This window comes from Burkholderia sp. GbtcB21 (assembly GCF_019091065.1).
In the GTDB taxonomy this organism is placed as follows: Bacteria; Pseudomonadota; Gammaproteobacteria; order Burkholderiales; family Burkholderiaceae; genus Burkholderia; species Burkholderia pyrrocinia_C.
In genome coordinates this window covers 36,046-56,150 of the sequence record NZ_JAGXKA010000016.1, presented here as the reverse complement: position 1 = coordinate 56,150, position 20,105 = coordinate 36,046, and the positions used below count along the sequence as shown (strand labels likewise).

Genomic DNA, 20,105 nt, shown 5'->3' with positions numbered 1-20,105 from the left:
CGGGTTCCTTGCTCCTTGCCTTGCCTACAGCTCGACGCTCGACAGCGCCGGTTCGAGGGCCGCCTTCGGCAGCTTCGCGCGCCGCTCGGGCGGCAGCGCCTGCAATGCGCGGCGCCCGCGCAGCCCCAGGAAATATTCGTGGATGAACGGATGGTCGACGTTCGCGACCTCCTCGACCGGCGCCGCGACCAGCACCTTGCGGTCGGCCAGCACCGCGACACGCGTCGACAGCGCGACCATCGTGTCGAGATCGTGCGTGATCATCACGACGGTCAGCCCGAGCGTGCGGTGCAGCGTCGCGATCAGCTCGACGAATTCGTCGGACGCCTGCGGATCGAGGCCGGCCGTCGGCTCGTCGAGGAACAGCAGCTCGGGCTCGAGCGCAATCGCGCGCGCGATGCCGACCCGCTTCACCATCCCGCCCGACAGCGCGGCCGGCATCTTCGACGCGTGCTTGCACGGCAGCCCGACCATCTCGAGCTTCAGCATCACGATGTCGTGCAGCAGGTCCGGCGGCACGCGGCCGAGCTCGCGCAGCGGCTGCGCGACGTTGTCGAACACCGTCATCGACGAGAACAGCGCGCCCTGCTGGAACAGCATCCCGGAGCGCGTGCGCATCATCCGCGCGGTCGCATCGTCGATCGTCGCGGTATCTTCGCCGAACACCTTGATCGTGCCCGACGTCGGCCGCTCGAGGCCGAGGATCTGGCGCACGAGCGTCGTCTTGCCGGAGCCCGAGCCGCCGACGACCGACACGATCTCGCCGCGCCGCACGTCGAAGTCGAGCTTCTGGTGAACGATGTTGCGCCCGTAGCGCTTGGTCAGGTTGCGCACCTCGATCACGAGGTCGCCGGCATCGGCCGCTGCGGCCGGCTGCGTGCCGACCGGGGCGGCGCCGGCTGCCGCGGCATAGGCCGGCGCGGCACCGGCCGACGATTCGTTCGATTCGTTCGATGCGTTCATCCGAGCCCCACGTTCTGGAACAGGATCGCGAACACCGCGTCGGCGAGGATCACGACCGTGATCGACGACACGACCGACGTGGTCGTCCCTTCGCCGAGGCTCTGCGAGTTCGCCTTGATCCGGAAGCCGAAATGACAGGCGACCAGCGCGATCAGCATGCCGAACACGACGCCCTTGCCGATGCCGATGTACAGGTTCGCAATCGGCACGACGCCCGGCAGCGAGCGCACGAAATAATTGACGTCGATCCCGAGCACGAGCTTCGCGGCGAGCGCGCCGCCCGTCAGCGCGATGATGTTGGTCCACATCACGAGCAGCGGCATCGCGACGCCGAGTGCAAGCACGCGCGGCAGGACCAGCCGCAGCCCGTGCGGGATGCCCATCACGCGCATCGCGTCGAGCTCCTCGGTCACGCGCATCACGCCGATCTGCGCGGTGATCGCCGAGCCCGAGCGGCCCGCGACGAGGATCGCCGACAGCACGGGGCCGAGCTCGCGGATCACCGACAGCCCGAGGATGTTCACGATGTAGCGGTTCGCGCCGAACATCTGCAGCTGCTGAGCGGACAGGTAGCTGAGCACGATGCCGATCAGGAACGCGACGAGCGCGGTGATCGGCAGCGCCTGCGCGCCGGCGCTGTAGATGTTCGCCGAGGTTTCCTTCCACGGCATGGTCTGTGGGCGGCGCAGCACCGACAGCGCGTCGAGGATCACGAGGCCGAACATCGCGATGCCGCCCTGCAGGTGTTCGCCGAACGTGAAGATCGCCTGGCCGAGCCGCGTGACGGGATCGACGCGCACGACGCGCTCGGGCGCCTCGCGCCCGCTGTCGAGCCGCTCGATGCGCTCGAAGATCGTGCGCTGCGTGTCGCTCAGCGTGACGCCGGCCGGCAGCTTGCGGCCCCACACGCGCCACAGCGCCTGGCCGCCGACGTGGTCGAGCCGCTCGATGCCGGACAGATCCCATTCGCTCACGCGCCCGGACCCGATGCTCGCGACGCGGCGCGCGACCGCGCCGCGATTGCGCGCAAGCGCGATGGCGGTCCACTGGCCGGTCAGGCGCACCGTCTGGCCCTGGCCGCCGGCGTCGACCGACAGGCCGGGAGGAGTCTCGAAGTCCAAGGGCAGGTTGTTTGCAAAAGGATGACAGCGGCCATTGTAGCGAACCGCCCGGCGCAGCGACGTGAGGATTCAGCGGCGGCGCCCGGCCCGGGCCTGCCGGAGGCCGCCGCACATCGCGGCCCGCTGCCGGCGTCATCGCCTTTCATTCTTCCGTCACGATTCCTTTCGATACTCTCACGCGCCGCACCTCAGGCCGTCGGCGCCCCGCGCCGCCATTTCGTTGCGCACTTCGCATTTCACAAAACAGAACTCCGAGAACAGGACAACCGATGCGTTTCCCCCCGCTTTCCCGTCGCCGCGTACCGGCCGCCGCCGCGCTCGCCAGCCTGGCCTTTGCCCTCGCCGGCTGCGGCGGCGACGACGTCACCGCCCCGCCGCCGTCGCAGGCCCAGGCGCCCGTCGGCACGACGGCCACGCTCGCGCTGCTCGAGACGACCGACCTGCACACCAACGTGCTGTCGTATGACTATTTCAAGCTCGCCGCCGACAATTCGCTCGGCTTCGAGCGGGTGTCGACGCTGATCGCGCAGGCGCGCGCGCAGTACCCGAACACGCTGCTGCTCGACAACGGCGACACGATCCAGGGCACCGCGCTGTCGGACTACCAGGCGCTCGTGAAGCCGATCGGCTGCGACCAGACGCTGGCGATCTACAAGGTGATGAACGCCGCGAAATTCGACGGCGGCGGGATCGGCAACCACGAGTTCAACTACGGGCTGCCGTACCTGTCGCAGGTGACCGGCAACACGTTCGAGGTCGACGGGCTGCCGGCTCCGGCCCAGCAGAAGAAATGCGCGGGCCCGAACTTCCCGCAGGTGCTCGCGAACGTGATCAGCGCGAAAACCAACGCGCCGCTGTTCACGCCGTACACGATCCTGACCCGCACGGTGACGGCGACGACGCCGGACGGCAAGACGGTCAGTGCACCCGTGAAGATCGGCATCATCGGCTTCACGCCGCCCGCGATCATGAGCTGGGACAAACGCTGGCTCGACGGCAAGGTCTACACGACCGGCCTGAAGGAAGCCGCCGAGAAGTACATTCCCGAGATGCGCGCGAAGGGCGCCGATCTCGTCGTCGCGATCTCGCACGGCGGCCTCGACAATTCCGCGTATTCGCCGACGATGGAGAACGGCAGCTGGTGGCTGTCGACGGTAGCCGGCATCGACGCGATGCTGATCGGCCACTCGCACCAGGTGTTCCCGGACGCGAACAGCACCGTGTCGCAGTTCAACCTGCCGGGCGTCGACAAGGTCAAGGGCACCGTCAACGGCGTGCCGACCGTGATGGCCAACTACTGGGGCAAGCACCTCGGCGTGATCAAGCTCGGCCTGAAGTTCGACGGCAAGACGTGGAGCGTCGACAAGTCGCAGACGACCGTCGAGGCGCGGCCGATCCAGAACGCCGACAAGACCTACGTCGCGGCCGACCCGTCGGTATCCGCGGCGATCGCGGCCGAGCACCAGGCGACGATCGACTACGTGAAGACGCCGATCGGCTCGACCGACTACCGGATGAACTCGTATTTCGCGGATGTCGGCGATCCGGGCGCGATCCAGATCGTCAACGAGGCGCAGGCCGACTACGTGAAGACCTACGTGCAGGCGAACCTGCCGCAGTACGCGTCGCTGCCGGTGCTGTCGGTCAGCGCGCCGTTCAAGAGCGGCTTCGGCGGCGGCAGCGACTACACCGACGTCGCGCCGGGCGCGCTCGCGATCAACAACGCGGCCGACCTGTACCTGTATCCGAACACCGTGTACGCGGTGAAGGTGAGCGGCGCCGACGTGAAGAACTGGCTCGAGACCGCCGCGAAGCGCTTCAACCGGATCGATCCGACGCAAGCGACCGTGCAGAAGCTCGTCAGCAGCTTCCCCGGCTACAACTTCGACATGTTCACGTCGGCCGATCTGTCGTACGAGATCGACGTCACGCAGCCGCTCGGCAGCCGGATCAGGAACCTGACGTACAAGGGCGCGCCGATCGACCCGAACGCGCAGTTCATCGTCGCGACCAACAACTACCGCGCGAGCGGCGGCGGCAACTTCCCGGGCCTCGACGGCAGCAAGACGATCTTCGCGTCGCCGGACGCGAACCGCGACGTGCTGATCTCGTTCATCAAGAAGCGCGGCGCGATCACGCGCACGGCGGACGGCGCGCAGCGCAGCTGGCGCTTCACGAAGCTCGCGAGCTCGGTCGCGCACGTGCAGTTCGCGTCCGCGCCGAACCGGCTCGGCGATGCTGCCGCCGCGGGCCTGGCCGGCATCACGCAGGTCGCGGCCGACGACGGTTCGGGCAAGAACCTCGCCACCTACGAGATCGACCTCACGCAATGAGACACGCGATGCAACCGATCCGGACGATGCGGCCGGCCGAAACCGGCTTCGCCGCCGCCGCGCGGCGCCTGCTGCGCGCGAAACTCCCGCCGGCCGCGCTGCTCGCGGCGGCGGCCGTGACCGTCGCGGCCGTGGTCGCTGCGACCGGCTTGCGCGGCGCCGGCCCCGCACCGAGCGCCGCGCAGCTCGACGAGTGGCAGGCGATGGTCACGCAGGCCACCGAGCCGCACGCGCTCGCGCAGTTGCGCACGCTCGCGCGTCGCGGGTCGGGCGCCGCGCAGGCGGCGCTCGGCATCGCGCTCGTCGACGCGCGCGAACCGGGGCTGCGCGACGAGGGGCGCGGCTGGCTGGAAACCGCCGCGCAGGCGGACGGCAAGGCTGACGCACCGGCCGCGCGGCGCGCGCAGCTCGCGCTCGGCAAGGCGTTGCTGCTCGGCAGCGGCGACATCCCGAAGGACTACGCACGCGCACGCGCGCTGCTCGGCGAAGCGGCCGAACAGGGCGACCCGGCCGCCGCGTATTACCTCGGGCTGATCTATCGCAGCGGCTACGGCATCGCCGCCGATCCGGTGCAGGCCGCGCACTGGTTCGACGTCGCGTCGCGCGCGGACATCCCGGCCGCCGACTTCATGCTCGCGAACGCGTACCGCGACGGCAGCGGCGTGCCGCGCGACGACGCGCGCGCACTCGCGCTGTATCGCCGGGCCGCCGAACACGAGCTGCCGGAAGCCGTGCAGACGCTCGCGATGGCCTATCGCAACGGCGAGCTGGGGCTCCGGCCCGACGCGGACGAATTCCACGCGCAGTGGATCGAGACCGCGCATGCGCTGAAGCATCCGGTCGTTGCTCCGTGACGCGACCCTGCCGCCTGGCCGGGCGCCGTCGCGGCATCCCGTCAGGCGGCACCGCTCTGCGCGGGTCGCTCCAGACGCATGTACGCGTCGGACACGATCAGTCCGAAGACGATGTGATCGAGCGCGCTCACCCACCCTCGCGCGTCGGCGAACCACGGGAACAACTGAGTCATGCCGTAGTAGTTGACGACGTACAGCAGCACGCCGAATACGGCCCCCGCCACGCTGGCCATCCCGACGCTCGAATCCAGGCTGAAACACGCGATGATCACGGCCAGAATCAGCGCAAATACGATCGACAACGCGAAGTGCACGCCCAGCGCCGCCAGCAGCGTCCCCACTTCGACCGTGATCGACGGCGCGAGCGCGTCGTCGCCGAAGTAGATCGCCGCGATCATGCGCAGCGGCGCCCACGCGTCGTGTCCGATGATTGCCGCCGCGACGACCTGGATGACGAGGAAAACCGCACCGGCCACGCACCCGCCGATCACGGCGGCGCGCCACACCGGAACGCGGCGCGCGTAATGGTGCGAATGCATGTGGAGTTGCACGGCCACCTCCTTGAAAACGGTCCGCCGCGTCAGTGCCGGTGCGTATGCGACATACCCGAGCGCACCGCCGACCATGCCGACGCGAGCGAGTCCATCAGCCGGCGACAGGCGCGCGTCATCGGGGGACCGACGGTGTCGGAGATCCGGCGCGTCTTGCGGTGAAAGCGCTCGAACAGGCTGGACAGGCTCGAACACGAATGAAGTTTGTTCATTGCCATTTCCCTCGATGCGGCAACGACGAGGACGCGCTGGTGCGGGCCGATTCGTCTGCGTTGCTGCTGGCAAACCCGTCGAAACATGCCGCCGGAGCGGATACTTCGAACGTAGTCGCGCTGGTCGGGAATATCAAGATGCAGGCAGGCGCCGGTGCGCAACGGTGCCGGGTTCTGCAGACGAAAGCGGCAACAGGCCCGCGGTCAAGCAGGACACCGACTGCAAGCGCTTGCGTGTCCGTGAAGCCGAGCCTGCAAACAAATGGCCGCGCCAGATGCGCGGCCATCACCGTCGATATTACTGCCGGTGCATGGTTGTGCCGCAAGGATTGTCGCAGCCGCCAGGCGAACAGGCGGGAATGAACTCGATCTCGATCTGATTACGCTGGCTCGGCAGAATAAGCGAATCGTTTCGCCACATTCGTCCGCACTTCTGTTTATCGCAATAAAGTTGGTTCATATCACTTTGGAGACGGGCATGATGAACCAATGTACCTCAATCTCCTTTCCGTTTTTTTCTTTCTCGGCTTCGCCCCCATACATACCCACGCCAGCCGCCGATTACCGAGGCCACGACCACGGACACAAACCAACCGGCAAAAAACAGGTTGGCGACTTGCGGGTTCGTATCGAACAGACTGCCTCTCCCGTGAAGAATCAAAACGCCGAACAGATACAACCCGCCCCAACAAACAAGCGTGACCATGACCGAGCCAGCAATTGCACCGATGGTGGGTTCCAACAATTTCATTTGATCGGAAAGAAAATGATTTTCTCAGCGGCTGCCTGACGCTCCCGCCCCGACGCCCCGCGCATCGTTTGCCGGAGACCGAACAAAAGCAGTAAGTCGGGTGGCGGGGCGCCGGTAACCGATCGCCCCGTCATTGCGAGCAGCGCTAAAGCAAACGGGGCACGTAAGGTTCAAGATAAAGCAGACCCGCGAGTATGGTCCCGATTCCGAGCGCTGCACTCCATTTTTTGCATGACCAACGCCGATACGCTATTGCGTTGACGACGCCAAAGAACACCGCTGGCGCAAACAAGTACGTAAAAAAGAGCAGCCCTTGCCACCATGAGATCGGGCATTTGTCGATCTCGTAGCATCCCCGCGCCGGCGTGCCCGGGGTTTCCGGCCATCTTATAAGGCTGTACGCATCAAGGTAGAGCCAGGTCAATAGCAAGCCACCGAGGGTTCCAGAAAGCGTAATCGCGAATCGCCTCACTCGATCTCCCAAAACAAGATTGAATTCGATCTCCCGAAATCGGAGTAGCTGAGGCTTGGCAGGACGCTTGCACCTTGCCGAAATGATGCTATCCCGATATATCGCCCTATCGTGGAAGTCGCGCCCCAGAAACCATTCATCGTCATTCGAGAGCCGTTCCAGAGATCGATGTGTCCGCCGCTAGCATTCGACTCCGACTCGCCGGTACGCGTCCAGTAACCGTCAAACATGACAACGCCTGTACGCCCCTTTATTTTTTCCTCCCAATTCGCCCCGGTAATTGCCTCCGTCTTTCCGAGACCTGCAAATGGTTGCAACCTGAGCCACGACCCAAGTTCATTGGCACGTGTCGCAGTCGCCTTCCCGTTGATCAAAATTCTCCCAATACTCGGTTGACCGCCTAGCGGCCTGACCAGCTTCGACGAAAACGACTTCATGTCGACACCGACACGATGCAAGGCAACACTCACGCGAATTGCACATTGGTTTGTATAAGCAGGGTTATCGTATGGGTTACCCGATGGATAAGCAGCCCACAACTCGCTGAACGTCACTGCCCGAAGCTGCACTACCTTGATTGAGAGAGGGGTCGTATTTCCCCTCACCGTTATCGATCTGTTGGGCATGGCGTCCAGTCCTTGTGGGTAAGCGCATCCTCACCCCAATATATTTTGTAACTCCCGGATATCTCGGTATGGATTCGCGGCAACCGACCGTTGGTATCGACGCGCCCGGCGATCGGGCGCCCATCGGCCATTTCGATCAAATACGGATAGTTCTGCGGCAGCTTGGTGCCAATGCAAGCGCGCACCTGTTCGTCATAGGTAGGAGTAGCGTCGGATCGTGGCGCAGCGGTATGCCTTTTTTCATCGATCTCTGCAATTCGTTGTTTTTTCTCAGTGGCTGATGCATCTTGTGACGTCAGAATCATCTTCATGCCACGCTCTGCATAAAAGACGGGAGGCGGACTACATCCGCATGCATTGACATCGCCACTCAATGCCCACTGCTGACCATTGGGTCCCGTACCAGGCAAACGCGGACCTTCCGGCGCGATGAATCCTTCCTGTTTGCAGGCCGCGCAGTAGGTTTTCATGTAGAGCGTTGCGATCTGTACGCGCGGAGGTGGATTAGAACATGTGACGAACTCCAGACCTTCCGTAATCACGGCGTCACCGCCCCGGTCGCCTTTCGCGAGGAAATAACGAATCATGCCGACTCGCCTCGAAACGTCGCGCTCGAACGCTTCGCATCCGTATAAGGACGAACCGGTCCCAATTCGATGCCTGCCTTATTACCGGCCCAGATACTCCCGCTGCTTCCCGCAGCAGGCCGACGGATAACCGTAAAAGAAGATGCTGGCGACTGTTGCCCGTTGTTCATCTGGATTCCCCGTCGTTGATGACTGGCATCCAAAATGCCCAATCAGCCAAATGAAATCAATCAGACGAATTCGAAATCCTAATCAATTTATATTGGTCGACTGTGTTTCCCTCATCACCCGACAAGAACGGGCCTGACCTCATTTAGCTAGACGATGCACTTCCGCTTGAATGCATGACATCGTCGCCTCACGGCAACGAAATTCGAGCCAACGCGTCGCAACGATTCAGGCAAGCGCCCCGACAAACGCCTCCCCGCTTCCCGACGCGCCCCCGCCCCCTGTCGCTACAATAGTCACCATGAACGCCCCCACCTCCTCCGACACGCCCGATTCCGGCGACGCGCACATCGCGCGCAACCGGCTCGAGGCGCACCTGGACGCCGCGCCGCGTGCGTGGCCGCTCGACATCGTCGCCGCCACCGGCTCGACCAACGCCGACGTCGCGACGCGGCTCAAGGCGCTGCCGCGCAGCGCGAACGCGCTGCCCGCGCCGCTCGTGCGCGTTGCGTTCGAGCAGACGGCCGGCCGCGGCCGGCAGGGCCGCCCGTGGTTCGCGCAGCCCGGCAATGCGCTGCTCTGCTCGGTCGGCTGCATCGTGCCGCGCGCCGTCGACGCGCTCGGCGGCCTGAGCATCGCGATCGGCGTCGCGCTCGCCGAAGGGCTGGCCACGCTGCCGCTCGACACCCGCATGCGCGTCGCGCTCAAATGGCCGAACGACCTGCTGCTGGCGGCCACCGACGACGGCACGCCGCGCATCGTCGGCAAGCTCGCCGGGATCCTGATCGAAACCGTCTGGACCACCGCCGATGCGACCGCCGTCGTGATCGGCTTCGGTATCAACGTGCGCGGCGCGGAAGCCGTCGCCGCGCAGGTCGACGCGCTGCGCGCGCGCGAAGCGACGCTCGCGAGCGGGCTGCCGCCCGCCGCGCTGTCGATTGCATGCGCATCGGCCAACCTCACCGATACGCTCGCCGCGTCGCTGAACGCGCTCACGCCCGCACTCGCGCAGTTCGGCGCCGACGGGCTCGCGCCGTTCCTGCCGCGCTGGCACGCGCTGCACGCCTATGCGGGGCGTGAAGTCGTGCTGCTCGAACAGGGCGTCGAACGCGCGCGCGGCATCGCGACCGGTATCGATGCGACCGGCCAGTTGCTGCTCGACACGCCGAACGGCGTGCAGGCGATCGCGGCCGGCGACGTTTCGCTGCGCGAAGCGCAATGAACGAGCCGTCCCTGCTGATCGACGCCGGCAACAGCCGGATCAAGTGGGCGCTCGCCGATGCGCAGCGCACGCTTGTCCAGACCGGCGCGTTCGGCCACGCACGCGACGGCGGCGGCGACCCCGACTGGTCGAACCTGCCGCGTCCGCGCGGCGCATGGGTCTCGAACGTCGCGGGCGCCGACGTGGCCGCACGGATCGACGCGCTGCTCGACGCGCGCTGGCCCGGCCTGCTGCGCACAACGATACGCTCGCGCCCCGCGCAATGCGGCGTGACGAACGGCTATACGACGCCCGACCAGCTCGGCAGCGACCGCTGGGCCGGCCTGATCGGCGCGCGCGCGGCCTTTCCGGGCGAGCATCTGCTGATCGCGACGTTCGGCACCGCGACGACACTCGAGGCGCTGCGCGCGGACGGCCGCTTCACGGGCGGCCTGATCGCGCCGGGCTGGGCGCTGATGATGCGCGCGCTCGGCACGCACACCGCGCAGTTGCCGACGCTGACCACCGACATCGCGAGCGGGCTGCTCGCCGGTGCGCAGGCCGAGCCGTTTCAGGTCGACACACCGCGTTCGCTGTCGGCAGGCTGCCTGTACGCGCAGGCGGGGCTGATCGAACGCGCGTGGCGCGATCTCGCCGATGCATGGCAGGCACCCGTGCGGCTCGTGCTGGCAGGCGGCGCGGCGGACGAGGTCGCGCGCGCGCTGACGCTGCCGCATACGCGGCACGACGCGTTGATCCTGTCCGGGCTCGCGCTGATCGCCGCGGAAGCTGTCGCGCAGGATTGACGGAAATTCGCCGGCTTCGCACCGCACCGGCGGTATCGACGAATGCCCATGCAGGGCTTCATCGCGGTGACGGTGAGGAAGCACGCCGCCGCGGCGATACAGGCAGCAGGCCACCGCGCGGCAAAGGCCGCACATGCATTGCCTGACTGTTGCGAACAGTCATGAAAACAACGAACAGGCCGGCCATGCGGCGGGTCCGACTGAACGACTGAACGAAAAGGGGTATCGACGATGCTGCGCTGGCTGATCGCTGTTCTCTTTCTCGCCAACATGCTCGCGTTCGTGGTGGCGCGCGGCGTGTTCGGGCCGCTGCCGGCAGCCGGCCCGCGCGAACCGGGCGTGCTGTCGCGGCAGGTGCAGCCCGACGCGCTGCGCGTGACGCCGCTGGCGCAGGCTGCCGACCAACCCGTCGTCGGCGGCCCGATCGCGCCGCCGGCCGTCACGGCCGCGCCGCTCGCGGCATCCGCGCCCTGACGGCGCCGGGCCGCGCTCAGGACTGCTGCGCGCGGACCTTCTTCAGCAACGCGGTGGTCGAGCGGTCGTGCGCGAACGGAATCGCCAGCGCGCGGCCGCCCCAGCTGCGCACGAGCGCCGATTCCGGCAGCGCATCCATGTCGTAGTCGCCGCCCTTCACGAGGATGTCCGGGCGGATCGCCTCGATCAGCGACACCGGCGTCTTTTCCTCGAACTTCACGACCCAGTCGACGCTTTCCAGCGCCGCGAGCAGCGCCGCGCGATCGTCCTCGCGGTTGATCGGCCGATCGTCGCCCTTGCCGAGCATGCGCACCGACGCATCGCAGTTCACGCCGACGATCAGGCATGCGCCGAGCGCTTTCGCGTCGGCGAGATACGTGACGTGGCCGCGATGCAGGATGTCGAATACGCCGTTGGTGAACACGACGGGCGACGGCAGCGACGCGCGCAGGGCGACGAGGGCGTCGCGGGTGATCAGCTTGCGTTCGAAGGTGGCGGACATGATGGAGATCGGACGAAATGAACGATGGCGCGCGCGGCGGCCCGGACGGCAGGACGCGATGGCGGCGCCAGATAAAAAGCCCGCCGGACCGGCCGGGCGGGCTTCATGCAACGGACACGAAACGACGCGGTGCGGCCGGCGCGACTCACGCCGGCTGCAGTGCGTTGCGGCCTCAGGCCGGCTGCGCGGCCGACGACGGGCCGCTTTCGGCCTGCAGGCGCCCGGTGACTTCCTTGCGGTAGCGGTTCAGTTCCTGCGCGGTCGCGAACGTGCGCTCGAACAGGATCGACAGGTTGTGCAGGATGCGCTCGACGACCTTCTTTTCCCACTCGCCGTCGAAACGGATCTGCTCGTCGAGCCAGCGCTCGAGCCATTCCGGATCCGGCAGGCGCGACTGCACGGTATCGCGCGGGAACAGCGCCTGGTTCACGTGCAGGTTGGTCGGGTGCAGCGGCTTCTCGGTGCGGCGCGCCGACGCCATCAGCACGCCGATCTTCGCGAACGCGGCACGTGCGACGTCGCCGCAGTTGTTCAGCGCCTTCTTCATGTAGCGCAGGTACGCGCCGCCATGGCGCGCTTCGTCGCGCGAGATCGTTTCGTAGATCTGCTTGATGACGGGCTCGGTGTGCCAGTCGGCCGCGCAGCGGTACCAGTGGTTCAGGCGGATTTCGCCGCAGAAGTGCAGCATCAGCGTTTCGAGCGGCGGCGCCGGATCGAACTGGAAGCGCACCGCATGCAGCTCCTCTTCGGTCGGCACCATTTCCGGCTTGAAGCGGCGCAGGTATTCCATCAGCACGAGCGAATGCTTCTGCTCCTCGAAGAACCATACGCTCATGAACGCGGAAAAGTCGCTGTCGTGCTGGTTGTCGCGCAGGAACATTTCCGTCGCGGGCAGCGCCGACCATTCGGTGATCGCGTTCATCTTGATCGTCTTCGCCTGCTCGTCGGTGAGCAGCGAAGCGTCGAACTTGTCCCACGGAATGTCCTTCTCCATGTCCCAGCGGACGGCTTCGAGCGACCTGTAAAGTTCCGGATAAAGCATCGTGTTCATGATGGTCCCACCCCTGTTCTGCGCAATGCGACTTCTCTAAACGTGACTGTTGCCACAAAGGCGCGCCAAGCGCGCTTTTTGCAGCCAAGACTGTAATTTTACGCGTGAAACCGACCGACCGGACGCTGATTCCGCGTCCGGCAGCCGGGCGGCCGCGCCGCCGCCGTTGGGCACGCCGCAGCCACGCTCCGTTCGAACGGAACCGGCCGCGCTTGCCTGAGTTGGGGGCCGGCGCTGGCCGGCTCGTTGGCGAGCCCGTCCCCTGCCCCCAGGCGGGTTCCCCGTAGGGTCCCGTGCGGATGCCGGATCGGCGGGCTGCTCGATGTGGTGTATACGGCGGCGGCCATGATATCACGCGTGTATGACGCTTCCGAGACGCCTGCCCGGTCGCGCGCCGCCAATCCCGGTGCGGCGATCGGTCGCGCCCGACCGTCGCGAAAACGCAACCGCGCGCAACCATCCGCCATCCGCGCGCATCAGACCCGTATTTCGCCCGTCGCGAGCCCGTCTTCCGGCGGCGTGCCGGCTGCCGGCGCGCTGCCGCCGTCCGCCTGCGCGATCCAGCCGGCGAGCGTGTCGCGCTGCGCGCGCCCGTCGCCGTAGCCGAGCTCGATCAGTTCGCGCGTAAACGCCTCCTCGAACAGCAGGTAGCTCGCGAACGACGCGCCGGCCGGCTGGCTGCCGCCGACCGCGCCGAGCAGCCCGCGCATCGCGGCCGGCATCTGCTTCAGGTGCTTCGCGGCGATCAGCTCGATCCGCTCGGACGGCGCGATCGCGAGCACGTCGACGTGCCGCCAGCCGCTGTCGATCTCGACCTGATGCGGCAGGTGCTCGATCATCCGGTTGATGTGCTCGATCCGCTCGATGTCCGAGCCGATCGAGTCGAGGAACACGCTCGCAAGCACCTGCTGGCCGATCTGCGCGAGCGTCGGGTAGCCGCGCACGCGGCCGGCGCCGTTCGCGGCCGGAATCTCGGGCCGCGGGTCGGCCGCGCCGACGACGACGATCCGGTGCGCGCCGAAGTGGATCGCCGGCGACAGCGGCGCGATCTGCCGGATCGAACCGTCGCCGAAGTATTCGATCTGCCCGTCGAGCACGAGCGGCACGGCCGGGAATACGAACGGAATCGCCGACGACGCGAGCAGGTGCGACGCCGACAGATCGACGAGCCGCGCGGTGCGCTGCGCGCGCCGCCACGCCTGGATCGGTTCGGCCGCCTGGTAGAACGTGAGGTGCCGGCCGCTCGAATAACTGAGCGCCGTCACCGCGAGCGCGTGCAGCAGCCGCGCCTCGAGCATCTGCTCGATCCGGTGGAAGCTCAGTTCGCGCTGCAACAGGTGCGCGAGCGGCGTGTTGTCGAGCAGCCCGCGCGGCGAACGGCGGGCCGCCCAGCCGAACGTCATCGTCGCGAGCCAGCGCGCGCCGGCGGCCGCGATGCCGAGCCAGTCGGTGCGGTACACGTAGTCGGGGCGCAGGTGCTCCCAGAATTCGAGCAGGCGGCGCACGCCGTGGGAAAAGTCGTCCGCGTGGCTCGCGATCGACGTCGCGTTGATCGCGCCGGCCGACGAGCCGCACACGACAGCGAACGGCAGCGTGTGCCGGTCCGGATCGGCCTCGAGCGCGATCTCGGCCAGCGCCTTCAGCACGCCGACCTGGTAGGCGGCACGCGCGCCGCCTCCCATCAGAACGAGCGCGAGCCGCATGATCGACCTGCTACCGGCGCCGCGTCACGTCGAGCGCTTCGGCGGACGGGTTTCGGGCGACGAAGCGGCCGCCGCGCTCGCCGCGGCCGAACCGGTCGGCTTCGCGCGCTTCGCGGCGGGCTTGCGCGGCGCGGCGGCGGCCCGTGCCGGCTTCGCGGCCTGCTCCGGCGGGGCGGCCGCGTCCGGCGGCGCGTCGCCCGGCGCCGCGGGCTGCATGCCCGGCTGCGCCATCGCGAGGCTCGCGAGCTGGTTGAACTGCGACTGCAGCAGGTTCCACCAGCCGGCCGGATCGAACGCCTGCTGCGCGGCATCGCCTTCCGGCGGCGCATCCGCACCGTCCGCCGCCGGCGCTGCGTCGCCCGGCGGCGCCGACGCGGCTTTCGCCGCCTGCGCCGCCGCGACGGCCGCTTCCTCGGCCGCCGACATCGAGCTTTGCGCGAACGCGCCGAACGCCCGCAGCGTCGCGAGCGTCGCGCGCTGCACCTCGAGCGCCTGGATCGCGGACTGCAGCATCCCGAGATTGAGCTTCAGCCACTGCTCGACCGCGCGCAGATCGGTGATCCGCTTGTCGAGTTCCTCGACGCTCGTGAGCGGCGCCATCATGTCGGACATGCTCGACAGCGACGGCGGCAGCCCGTGCGTGGCGCCCGGAAACGACGTCATCCCGCCGAACGGCGACATCCGCATCATGTCCCACATCCGGTCCATCATGTCGGCGGGCTTGAAGCCGGCAAAGCCGGCGAAAGGGTTGGAGCCGGAGGCATCGGTCGTCATACGGGCATCCTGGTTGACTGGGGGAGCGAGGCGGCCGCCATGCGTCGTGCAGCCGCGCGTGATTCGATCATAGCGCGCGTCGTCAGAACGGCGCGTCGCCGGGGAAGTCGGGCGGGCGCCGCTCGCGCAGCGAACGAATGCCTTCCTGCACGTCGGGCCCCGAGAAGCCCATGAATTCGAGCGCGAGCGACGTGTCGAAGGTCGGCCCGGCCGTGCGCAGCCAGTTGTTCAGCGCGTACTTGGTCCAGCGGATCGCCGACTGCGAACCGTGCGCGAGCCGCTCGGCCACTTCGTACGCCTTCGGCAGCAGGTCGGCCGGCTCGACCGCGAGCGACACCAGCCCGATCCGCTCGGCTTCCGTGCCGCTCACGGGCTCGCACAGCAGCAGGTAGTACTTCGCCTTCGCCATCCCGCACAGCAGCGGCCACACGATCGCCGCGTGGTCGCCGGCCGCGACGCCGAGCCGCGTATGGCCGTCGATGATGCGTGCATCCTTCGCGGCGATCGAGATGTCGGCGAGCAGCCCGGCGACGAGCCCCGCGCCGACGGCCGGCCCGTGCATCGCCGACACGATCGGCTTGCTGCAGTTGATCACGTTGTAGACGAGGTCGCGCGCTTCGCGCCACACGCGGGCGCGCACGTCGAAGTCGTTCGCCATGTCCTCGACGAGCGCGAGATCGCCGCCCGCCGAAAAGCCCTTGCCTTCGCCGCGGATCACCGCGACGCGCGTGTCGGGATCGCGGTCGACGTCGCGCCAGATGTCGGCGAGCTCGCGATGCATGCGCGCGTTCGCGGTCGCGAGACCGCTGCGGTTCGCGCCCTCGCCGCTCATCACGATGTCGAGCACGCCATGGTCGCGGCGCGTCACCTTCAGTGCTTCGTAACCGCCGTACGCGGCGAGATCGGCCATGCGCCTGCTCCTTGCTCGAGGCTCTTGAATCGAGTGTAGCCAAGCCCGCGCGGGCAAACATCAGGCGAAACCCGGCGCGCGGGCCGGGGCCGGGTTTCGCGCGGGCGCTGCGTGCGTCGCGCGCCTCGCCTTACGCCGCGCCGTCGGGCGGTGCGACCGATTGCTCGATCGCGCCGAAGATCGACTTGCCGGCCGCGTCGAACATCTCGATGCGCACGGTGTCGCCGTAGCGCATGAATTCGGTCTGCGGCGCGCCGTGCTCGATCGTCTCGAGGCAGCGCTTCTCGGCGATGCAGCAATAGCCGCGCTTCGCATCCTTGTTCGATACCGTGCCCGAACCGACGATCGAACCGGCGCGCAGGTTGCGCGTCTTCGCCGCGTGCGCGACCAGCTGACCGAAGTGGAACACCATGTCGGTGCCCGCATCGGGCTGGCCGACCTTCTTGCCGTTCCAGTGGACGATCATCGGCCGGTGCACGCGGCCTTCGCGCCATTCGTCGCCGAGCTCGTCCGGCGTCACGGCGACCGGCGCGAACGCGGTGGCCGGCTTGCTCTGGAAGAAACCGAAGCCCTTCGCGAGCTCGGCCGGAATCAGGTTGCGCAGCGACACGTCGTTCACGAGCGTGACGAGCCGCACGGCCTTCAGCGCGTCGTCGGGCGAGGCGCTCATCGGCACGTCGCCGGTGATCACCGCGACTTCCGCCTCGAAATCGATGCCCCATTCCTCGGACGGACACACGACGTCGTCGCGGGGCCCCAGGAAATCGTCGCTGCCGCCCTGGTACATCAGCGGATCGGTCCAGAACTCGGGCGGCATCTCCGCGCCGCGCGCGCGGCGCACAAGCTCGACGTGGTTCACGTACGCGGAGCCGTCGGCCCACTGGAACGCGCGCGGCAGCGGCGCCATGCAGTTGGCCGGATCGAACGGGAACGTGTTGCGCGCGCGGCCGTGGTTCAGCGCGTCGGACAGGTCGCGCAGCTGCGGCGCGTAGAACGCCCAGTCGTCGAGGACGCGCTGCAGCGTCGGCGCGATCGCGTCGGCGATCGCCGCGGTGTGCAGGTCGCGCGACACGACGATCAGCTGGCCGTCGCGCGTGCCGTCCTTCAGCGAAGCAAGTTTCATAGCGGGAATCTGCCGTTGTAGTGACGATGGAAGGAATCTATTTTACGATGGTGAATCCATGCGGCGCGCGACGATCGCGCACGCCGTGTTCGCCCCGATCCTTGCCGCATTTTCGCGCACCCGCTGCCCATGCCCGCCAGCCCGCTTCCCGACGACGATCTCGCCGACTCCGACACCGACGACGCCGCTTCCGGCGAGCACGGCGAGAAGGTCCGTTCCGGCATCCAGTCGATCGAGGTCGGCTTCCGCCTGCTCGACGTGCTGACGAGCGAGCCGCGCGCGATGATGCTGCGCGACCTCGCGCAGCGCGCGGGCATGAGTCCTGCGAAGGCACACCGCTACCTGGTCAGCTTTTCTCGGCTCGGCGTCGTATCGCAGGATCCCGTATCGGGCCGCTACGAACTCGGCGGCTTCGCGCTGCAGATGGGGCTCGCGCGGCTCGCGCGCGTCGACGGCGTGAAGCTCGCGCGGATCGCGCTGACCGAGTTCCGCGACCGCCTCGACCAGACGGTCGGCATCGCGGTGTGGGGCAACCAGGGGCCGACGATCGTGCACTGGATGGAATCGAGCCATCCGGCAAAGGCGTCGCTGAAGCTCGGCGACGTGATGCCGCTGCTCGGCTCCGCGACCGGGCTGCTGTTCGCTGCGTACCTGCCGCGCAGCAAGACCGCCGCGATGCTCGAGCGCGAACTCGCCGATACGCGCCGCTCGCCGCATCACGGCGGCCCGCGCACGCTCGACGAGGTCGACGCGGTGCTGGCCGACGTGCGCGAGCACGAGGCCGCGCGCGTCGAAGGGATGCTGCTGCCGACGATCCACGCGTTCTGCATGCCCGTGTTCGACGCGGTCGGCGAGCTCGCGCTCGCGATCGTCGCGCTCGGCCAGGAAGGCTCGTTCGATATCGCGTGGGGCGGCGAGATCGACACCGCGCTGCGCGCGTGCGCACGGAAACTGTCTTACGAACTCGGCTATAGTCCCGACGCACGCGACGCCTGACGCAGGCGATACACCCCCGGTACACGCCGCGAACGCGCGGCGCCTCCGACGGTCCGATTCCTGTGGCGCGCTGCGCGCCCAACTTCACGCGACCGCCCCGCCCCCGTTCCGATGCCCATGCAGCCTGCCGACATCCGCCCGCGTCACGCCCTGCCCCGCCGCTGGCTGCGCGTGGGCGTCGCGCTCGTCGTCGTGCTGGTGCTGCACGCGCTCGCCGCGATCTGGCTGATGCGCAATCGCGAATCGTTCACGCCGCCGGCACCCGCCGAGGTCCCCGTGCAGATCGAGCTGCTGAAGCCGCAACCGATCGAGCGCCAGCCCGCGCCGCCTGCGCCGAAGCCGGTCGAGCATCCGGCCGCCCCCGCACCGGCCGCGCCGAAGGCTGCCGCACCGAAGCCCGCACCGAAGCCCGAGCCGGTCCTCACGTCGACGCAGACGGCCGAGCACGGCGAGCCGCCACCGGCTGCCGCCTCCGCGGCGAGCGGCGTGCCGGATGCATCGGACGCGCACGCCGCATCGGCCGCCGGCGCCGGCAGCGCCGCGACGCCGGGCCCCGCGGCCAGCGGCGTGAAGTTCGCCGCGCCGCCGTCCGGCGACCTGCAGTACGACACGTTCTACAACGGGATGCAGAACATGATCGGTACGATCCACTGGCGCACCGACGGGCACACCTACGACCTGTCGGTATCGATGCCGGTGCCGTTCGTCGGCCCGTTCGCCTATCGCAGCGAAGGCCGCATCGACGCATTCGGCGTTGCGCCCGACCGTTACGTCGAGAAGCGCGGCAAGCGGCCGGAAGACATCGCGATCTTCAACCGCGAGATCCGGCAGGTCGTGTTCACGCGCACGCCGAACAACGCGCCGCTGCCCGACGGCGTGCAGGACCGCTTCAGCATGCTGATGCAGTTGTCGGGGCTCTTGCGCGGCAACCCGTCCGCCTACAAGCCGGGCGTCACGCAGCAGTTCTTCGTGATCGACAACAACAGCGGCGAGACCTGGCCGATCACGGTGATCGGCGACGAGCAGGTGCAGACGCAGGCCGGCATCATCGACGCGCGGCACTTCATGCGCCTGCCGCGCCGCGACGGCGACACGCGCCGCATCGACATGTGGCTCGCGCCGTCGCTCGGCTGGCTGCCCGCGCGGCTCGTGCAGAGCGAACCGAACGGCGCGCAGATCGAGCTGCTGTGGCACGGCCGGCTCGCGGCGCCTGCCACGCCGTCCGATGCCGCACCGGCAGGCGGCGCAACGAGCGCACCCGCCGACGCAGCGACGCCCGAAGCATCGGCCGCATCATCCGCACCGCCCACGGAACCGGCACAACCCGCGCCGCCTGCCACCGTGCAACCGCCCGCGCAACCGGCTGCACCGCCGGCGTCGTCGCCTGTCACACAGTGAACGCGCGTGGATCGGCAATTTCGACCGATTACAGATTTCCGTGAAATGGCCGATGACACTCTTTAACAACTATTTCAGTCCACCGGCAGACAATGGGAAACGTTTCATAGACATCGGCTTCTAACCGATACACCCCACGCAACGGGAACGGGGTGTGCTGCGCAAGCCCCTTGAAACCGGCAAGGCTCGCCCCACCTAGGGGACAACAAGGCCAGATGCCACTGCGAAGAGGAGTGCCGCCATGCAAATGATCTACAACAGCCCCAACTACTGCGTCGTCGAATTTGCGCCGCAGGCCGGCCATCATCTGATGAATGCCGGCGGATACGAAATCGTCGACAAGAACGCGCAGCGCGAGATCTTCATCGACGGCGAACTTGCCGAACGCTTTCGAGCGCACGTGAAGCAACTGATCGAGGATGAACCGTCGCTCGACGAAGTCGACGAATTCCTCGGGCAATTCGACAGCCTGATGATGATGCCCGTCGTGCTGCACTGACGACCCGCGGCCCGGCGCCTCGCGCGGCCG

General features: G+C 67.7%; 21 protein-coding genes. 9 read left to right on the top strand and 12 right to left on the bottom strand.

The features are described 5' to 3' along the window. Positions 1-24: 24 nt before the first annotated feature. Entirely contained in the window at positions 25-963 is a 939-nt protein-coding gene (locus tag KVT39_RS29150) for an ABC transporter ATP-binding protein (protein WP_217590777.1), read from the bottom strand. Beyond that, positions 960-2,084, bottom strand: coding sequence for an ABC transporter permease (locus tag KVT39_RS29145; RefSeq protein ID WP_034179153.1), 1,125 nt, complete (start codon positions 2,082-2,084; stop codon positions 960-962). Before KVT39_RS29145 ends, KVT39_RS29150 begins: the two co-directional genes overlap by 4 nt. A gap of 269 nt (positions 2,085-2,353) precedes the next feature. Between KVT39_RS29145 and KVT39_RS29140 the strand changes: the two genes are divergently transcribed. Together KVT39_RS29140 and KVT39_RS29135 are read left to right on the top strand one after the other, a co-directional pair. Continuing rightward, positions 2,354-4,417, top strand: coding sequence for a bifunctional 2',3'-cyclic-nucleotide 2'-phosphodiesterase/3'-nucleotidase (locus tag KVT39_RS29140; RefSeq protein WP_034179154.1), 2,064 nt, complete (start codon positions 2,354-2,356; stop codon positions 4,415-4,417). Between the two features lie 8 nt (positions 4,418-4,425). Continuing rightward, positions 4,426-5,271, top strand: a complete 846-nt coding sequence (locus KVT39_RS29135; RefSeq protein ID WP_111016006.1) for a tetratricopeptide repeat protein — start codon at positions 4,426-4,428, stop codon at positions 5,269-5,271. Between the two features lie 41 nt (positions 5,272-5,312). Here the strand turns inward: KVT39_RS29135 and KVT39_RS29130 are convergent, their stop codons facing one another. Both KVT39_RS29130 and KVT39_RS29125 read right to left on the bottom strand, forming a co-directional pair. Further along, entirely contained in the window at positions 5,313-5,822 is a 510-nt protein-coding gene (locus KVT39_RS29130; RefSeq protein WP_105389598.1) for a hypothetical protein, read from the bottom strand. A gap of 29 nt (positions 5,823-5,851) precedes the next feature. Further along, the gene (locus KVT39_RS29125) at positions 5,852-6,034 is read right to left on the bottom strand and encodes a hypothetical protein (RefSeq protein ID WP_175748974.1); all 183 of its coding nucleotides are present in this window, start codon (positions 6,032-6,034) and stop codon (positions 5,852-5,854) included. Between the two features lie 262 nt (positions 6,035-6,296). Between KVT39_RS29125 and KVT39_RS29120 the strand changes: the two genes are divergently transcribed. Next, on the top strand, positions 6,297-6,824 hold the full coding sequence (locus KVT39_RS29120) for a hypothetical protein (protein ID WP_175748975.1): 528 nt from the start codon (positions 6,297-6,299) through the stop codon (positions 6,822-6,824). Positions 6,825-7,253: 429 nt separating this feature from the next. Here the strand turns inward: KVT39_RS29120 and KVT39_RS29115 are convergent, their stop codons facing one another. Both KVT39_RS29115 and KVT39_RS38110 read right to left on the bottom strand, forming a co-directional pair. Continuing rightward, positions 7,254-7,883, bottom strand: coding sequence for a type VI secretion system amidase effector protein Tae4 (locus KVT39_RS29115; RefSeq protein WP_217590776.1), 630 nt, complete (start codon positions 7,881-7,883; stop codon positions 7,254-7,256). Further along, positions 7,865-8,470, bottom strand: coding sequence for a hypothetical protein (locus tag KVT39_RS38110; protein ID WP_244099587.1), 606 nt, complete (start codon positions 8,468-8,470; stop codon positions 7,865-7,867). The genes KVT39_RS29115 and KVT39_RS38110 overlap by 19 nt, the downstream gene beginning before the upstream one ends. 469 nt (positions 8,471-8,939) lie before the next feature. On the opposite strand from KVT39_RS38110, the gene KVT39_RS29105 reads away from it, so the two are divergent. The 3 genes from KVT39_RS29105 to KVT39_RS29095 all read left to right on the top strand — a co-directional run bounded on the left by KVT39_RS29105 (position 8,940) and on the right by KVT39_RS29095 (position 11,119). Beyond that, a complete protein-coding gene (locus KVT39_RS29105) occupies positions 8,940-9,860 on the top strand; it encodes a biotin--[acetyl-CoA-carboxylase] ligase (RefSeq protein WP_105389596.1) in 921 nt (306 codons plus the stop codon). Further along, positions 9,857-10,645, top strand: a complete 789-nt coding sequence (locus KVT39_RS29100) for a type III pantothenate kinase (RefSeq protein ID WP_217590775.1) — start codon at positions 9,857-9,859, stop codon at positions 10,643-10,645. Before KVT39_RS29105 ends, KVT39_RS29100 begins: the two co-directional genes overlap by 4 nt. Before the next feature lie 231 nt (positions 10,646-10,876). After that, positions 10,877-11,119: a hypothetical protein gene (locus KVT39_RS29095; protein WP_217590774.1), complete on the top strand. Its 243-nt coding sequence runs from the start codon at positions 10,877-10,879 to the stop codon at positions 11,117-11,119. Between the two features lie 16 nt (positions 11,120-11,135). Here KVT39_RS29095 and rfaE2 read toward each other — a convergent pair whose 3' ends face one another. The 6 genes from rfaE2 to KVT39_RS29065 all read right to left on the bottom strand — a co-directional run bounded on the left by rfaE2 (position 11,136) and on the right by KVT39_RS29065 (position 17,182). Then, positions 11,136-11,621 carry a D-glycero-beta-D-manno-heptose 1-phosphate adenylyltransferase gene (rfaE2, locus tag KVT39_RS29090; protein ID WP_034179159.1) on the bottom strand — a complete coding sequence of 162 codons (486 nt, stop codon included), beginning with the start codon at positions 11,619-11,621 and terminating at the stop codon, positions 11,136-11,138. A gap of 172 nt (positions 11,622-11,793) precedes the next feature. Continuing rightward, positions 11,794-12,672, bottom strand: coding sequence for a diiron oxygenase (locus tag KVT39_RS29085; RefSeq protein WP_011353352.1), 879 nt, complete (start codon positions 12,670-12,672; stop codon positions 11,794-11,796). Between the two features lie 476 nt (positions 12,673-13,148). Further along, entirely contained in the window at positions 13,149-14,375 is a 1,227-nt protein-coding gene (locus tag KVT39_RS29080) for a patatin-like phospholipase family protein (RefSeq protein WP_034179160.1), read from the bottom strand. A 24-nt stretch (positions 14,376-14,399) separates the two neighbouring features. Next, positions 14,400-15,149 carry a PhaM family polyhydroxyalkanoate granule multifunctional regulatory protein gene (locus KVT39_RS29075; protein WP_217590773.1) on the bottom strand — a complete coding sequence of 250 codons (750 nt, stop codon included), beginning with the start codon at positions 15,147-15,149 and terminating at the stop codon, positions 14,400-14,402. A gap of 82 nt (positions 15,150-15,231) precedes the next feature. Further along, positions 15,232-16,059: an enoyl-CoA hydratase/isomerase family protein gene (locus KVT39_RS29070; protein ID WP_217590772.1), complete on the bottom strand. Its 828-nt coding sequence runs from the start codon at positions 16,057-16,059 to the stop codon at positions 15,232-15,234. A 130-nt stretch (positions 16,060-16,189) separates the two neighbouring features. Next, positions 16,190-17,182: a fumarylacetoacetate hydrolase family protein gene (locus KVT39_RS29065; RefSeq protein WP_217590771.1), complete on the bottom strand. Its 993-nt coding sequence runs from the start codon at positions 17,180-17,182 to the stop codon at positions 16,190-16,192. Positions 17,183-17,311: 129 nt separating this feature from the next. Here KVT39_RS29065 and KVT39_RS29060 point away from each other — a divergent pair, with 129 nt between their 5' ends. From KVT39_RS29060 to KVT39_RS29050, 3 genes are all read left to right on the top strand, one after another. Beyond that, complete coding sequence (locus KVT39_RS29060; RefSeq protein ID WP_034179164.1) at positions 17,312-18,178, top strand: IclR family transcriptional regulator; 867 nt, start codon at positions 17,312-17,314, stop codon at positions 18,176-18,178. A 111-nt stretch (positions 18,179-18,289) separates the two neighbouring features. Beyond that, a complete protein-coding gene (locus KVT39_RS29055; RefSeq protein ID WP_217590770.1) occupies positions 18,290-19,576 on the top strand; it encodes a DUF3108 domain-containing protein in 1,287 nt (428 codons plus the stop codon). Between the two features lie 241 nt (positions 19,577-19,817). Next, positions 19,818-20,075, top strand: coding sequence for a DUF3567 domain-containing protein (locus KVT39_RS29050; RefSeq protein ID WP_006477667.1), 258 nt, complete (start codon positions 19,818-19,820; stop codon positions 20,073-20,075). The last annotated feature ends 30 nt before the right edge of the window (positions 20,076-20,105 follow it).

Excerpts from the sequence above, each read along its gene's own strand:
- KVT39_RS29150 (WP_217590777.1), bottom strand. The coding sequence starts at position 963 with ATGAACGCATCGAACGAATCGAACGAATCGTCGGCCGGTGCCGCGCCG.
- KVT39_RS29140 (WP_034179154.1), top strand. The coding sequence starts at position 2,354 with ATGCGTTTCCCCCCGCTTTCCCGTCGCCGCGTACCGGCCGCCGCCGCG.
- KVT39_RS29135 (WP_111016006.1), top strand. The coding sequence starts at position 4,426 with ATGCAACCGATCCGGACGATGCGGCCGGCCGAAACCGGCTTCGCCGCC.
- KVT39_RS29125 (WP_175748974.1), bottom strand. The coding sequence starts at position 6,034 with ATGAACAAACTTCATTCGTGTTCGAGCCTGTCCAGCCTGTTCGAGCGC.
- KVT39_RS29120 (WP_175748975.1), top strand. The coding sequence starts at position 6,297 with ATGGCCGCGCCAGATGCGCGGCCATCACCGTCGATATTACTGCCGGTG.
- KVT39_RS29115 (WP_217590776.1), bottom strand. The coding sequence starts at position 7,883 with ATGCCCAACAGATCGATAACGGTGAGGGGAAATACGACCCCTCTCTCA.
- KVT39_RS38110 (WP_244099587.1), bottom strand. The coding sequence starts at position 8,470 with ATGATTCGTTATTTCCTCGCGAAAGGCGACCGGGGCGGTGACGCCGTG.
- KVT39_RS29105 (WP_105389596.1), top strand. The coding sequence starts at position 8,940 with ATGAACGCCCCCACCTCCTCCGACACGCCCGATTCCGGCGACGCGCAC.
- KVT39_RS29100 (WP_217590775.1), top strand. The coding sequence starts at position 9,857 with ATGAACGAGCCGTCCCTGCTGATCGACGCCGGCAACAGCCGGATCAAG.
- KVT39_RS29095 (WP_217590774.1), top strand. The coding sequence starts at position 10,877 with ATGCTGCGCTGGCTGATCGCTGTTCTCTTTCTCGCCAACATGCTCGCG.
- rfaE2 (WP_034179159.1), bottom strand. The coding sequence starts at position 11,621 with ATGTCCGCCACCTTCGAACGCAAGCTGATCACCCGCGACGCCCTCGTC.
- KVT39_RS29085 (WP_011353352.1), bottom strand. The coding sequence starts at position 12,672 with ATGAACACGATGCTTTATCCGGAACTTTACAGGTCGCTCGAAGCCGTC.
- KVT39_RS29080 (WP_034179160.1), bottom strand. The coding sequence starts at position 14,375 with ATGCGGCTCGCGCTCGTTCTGATGGGAGGCGGCGCGCGTGCCGCCTAC.
- KVT39_RS29075 (WP_217590773.1), bottom strand. The coding sequence starts at position 15,149 with ATGACGACCGATGCCTCCGGCTCCAACCCTTTCGCCGGCTTTGCCGGC.
- KVT39_RS29070 (WP_217590772.1), bottom strand. The coding sequence starts at position 16,059 with ATGGCCGATCTCGCCGCGTACGGCGGTTACGAAGCACTGAAGGTGACG.
- KVT39_RS29065 (WP_217590771.1), bottom strand. The coding sequence starts at position 17,182 with ATGAAACTTGCTTCGCTGAAGGACGGCACGCGCGACGGCCAGCTGATC.
- KVT39_RS29060 (WP_034179164.1), top strand. The coding sequence starts at position 17,312 with ATGCCCGCCAGCCCGCTTCCCGACGACGATCTCGCCGACTCCGACACC.
- KVT39_RS29055 (WP_217590770.1), top strand. The coding sequence starts at position 18,290 with ATGCCCATGCAGCCTGCCGACATCCGCCCGCGTCACGCCCTGCCCCGC.
- KVT39_RS29050 (WP_006477667.1), top strand. The coding sequence starts at position 19,818 with ATGCAAATGATCTACAACAGCCCCAACTACTGCGTCGTCGAATTTGCG.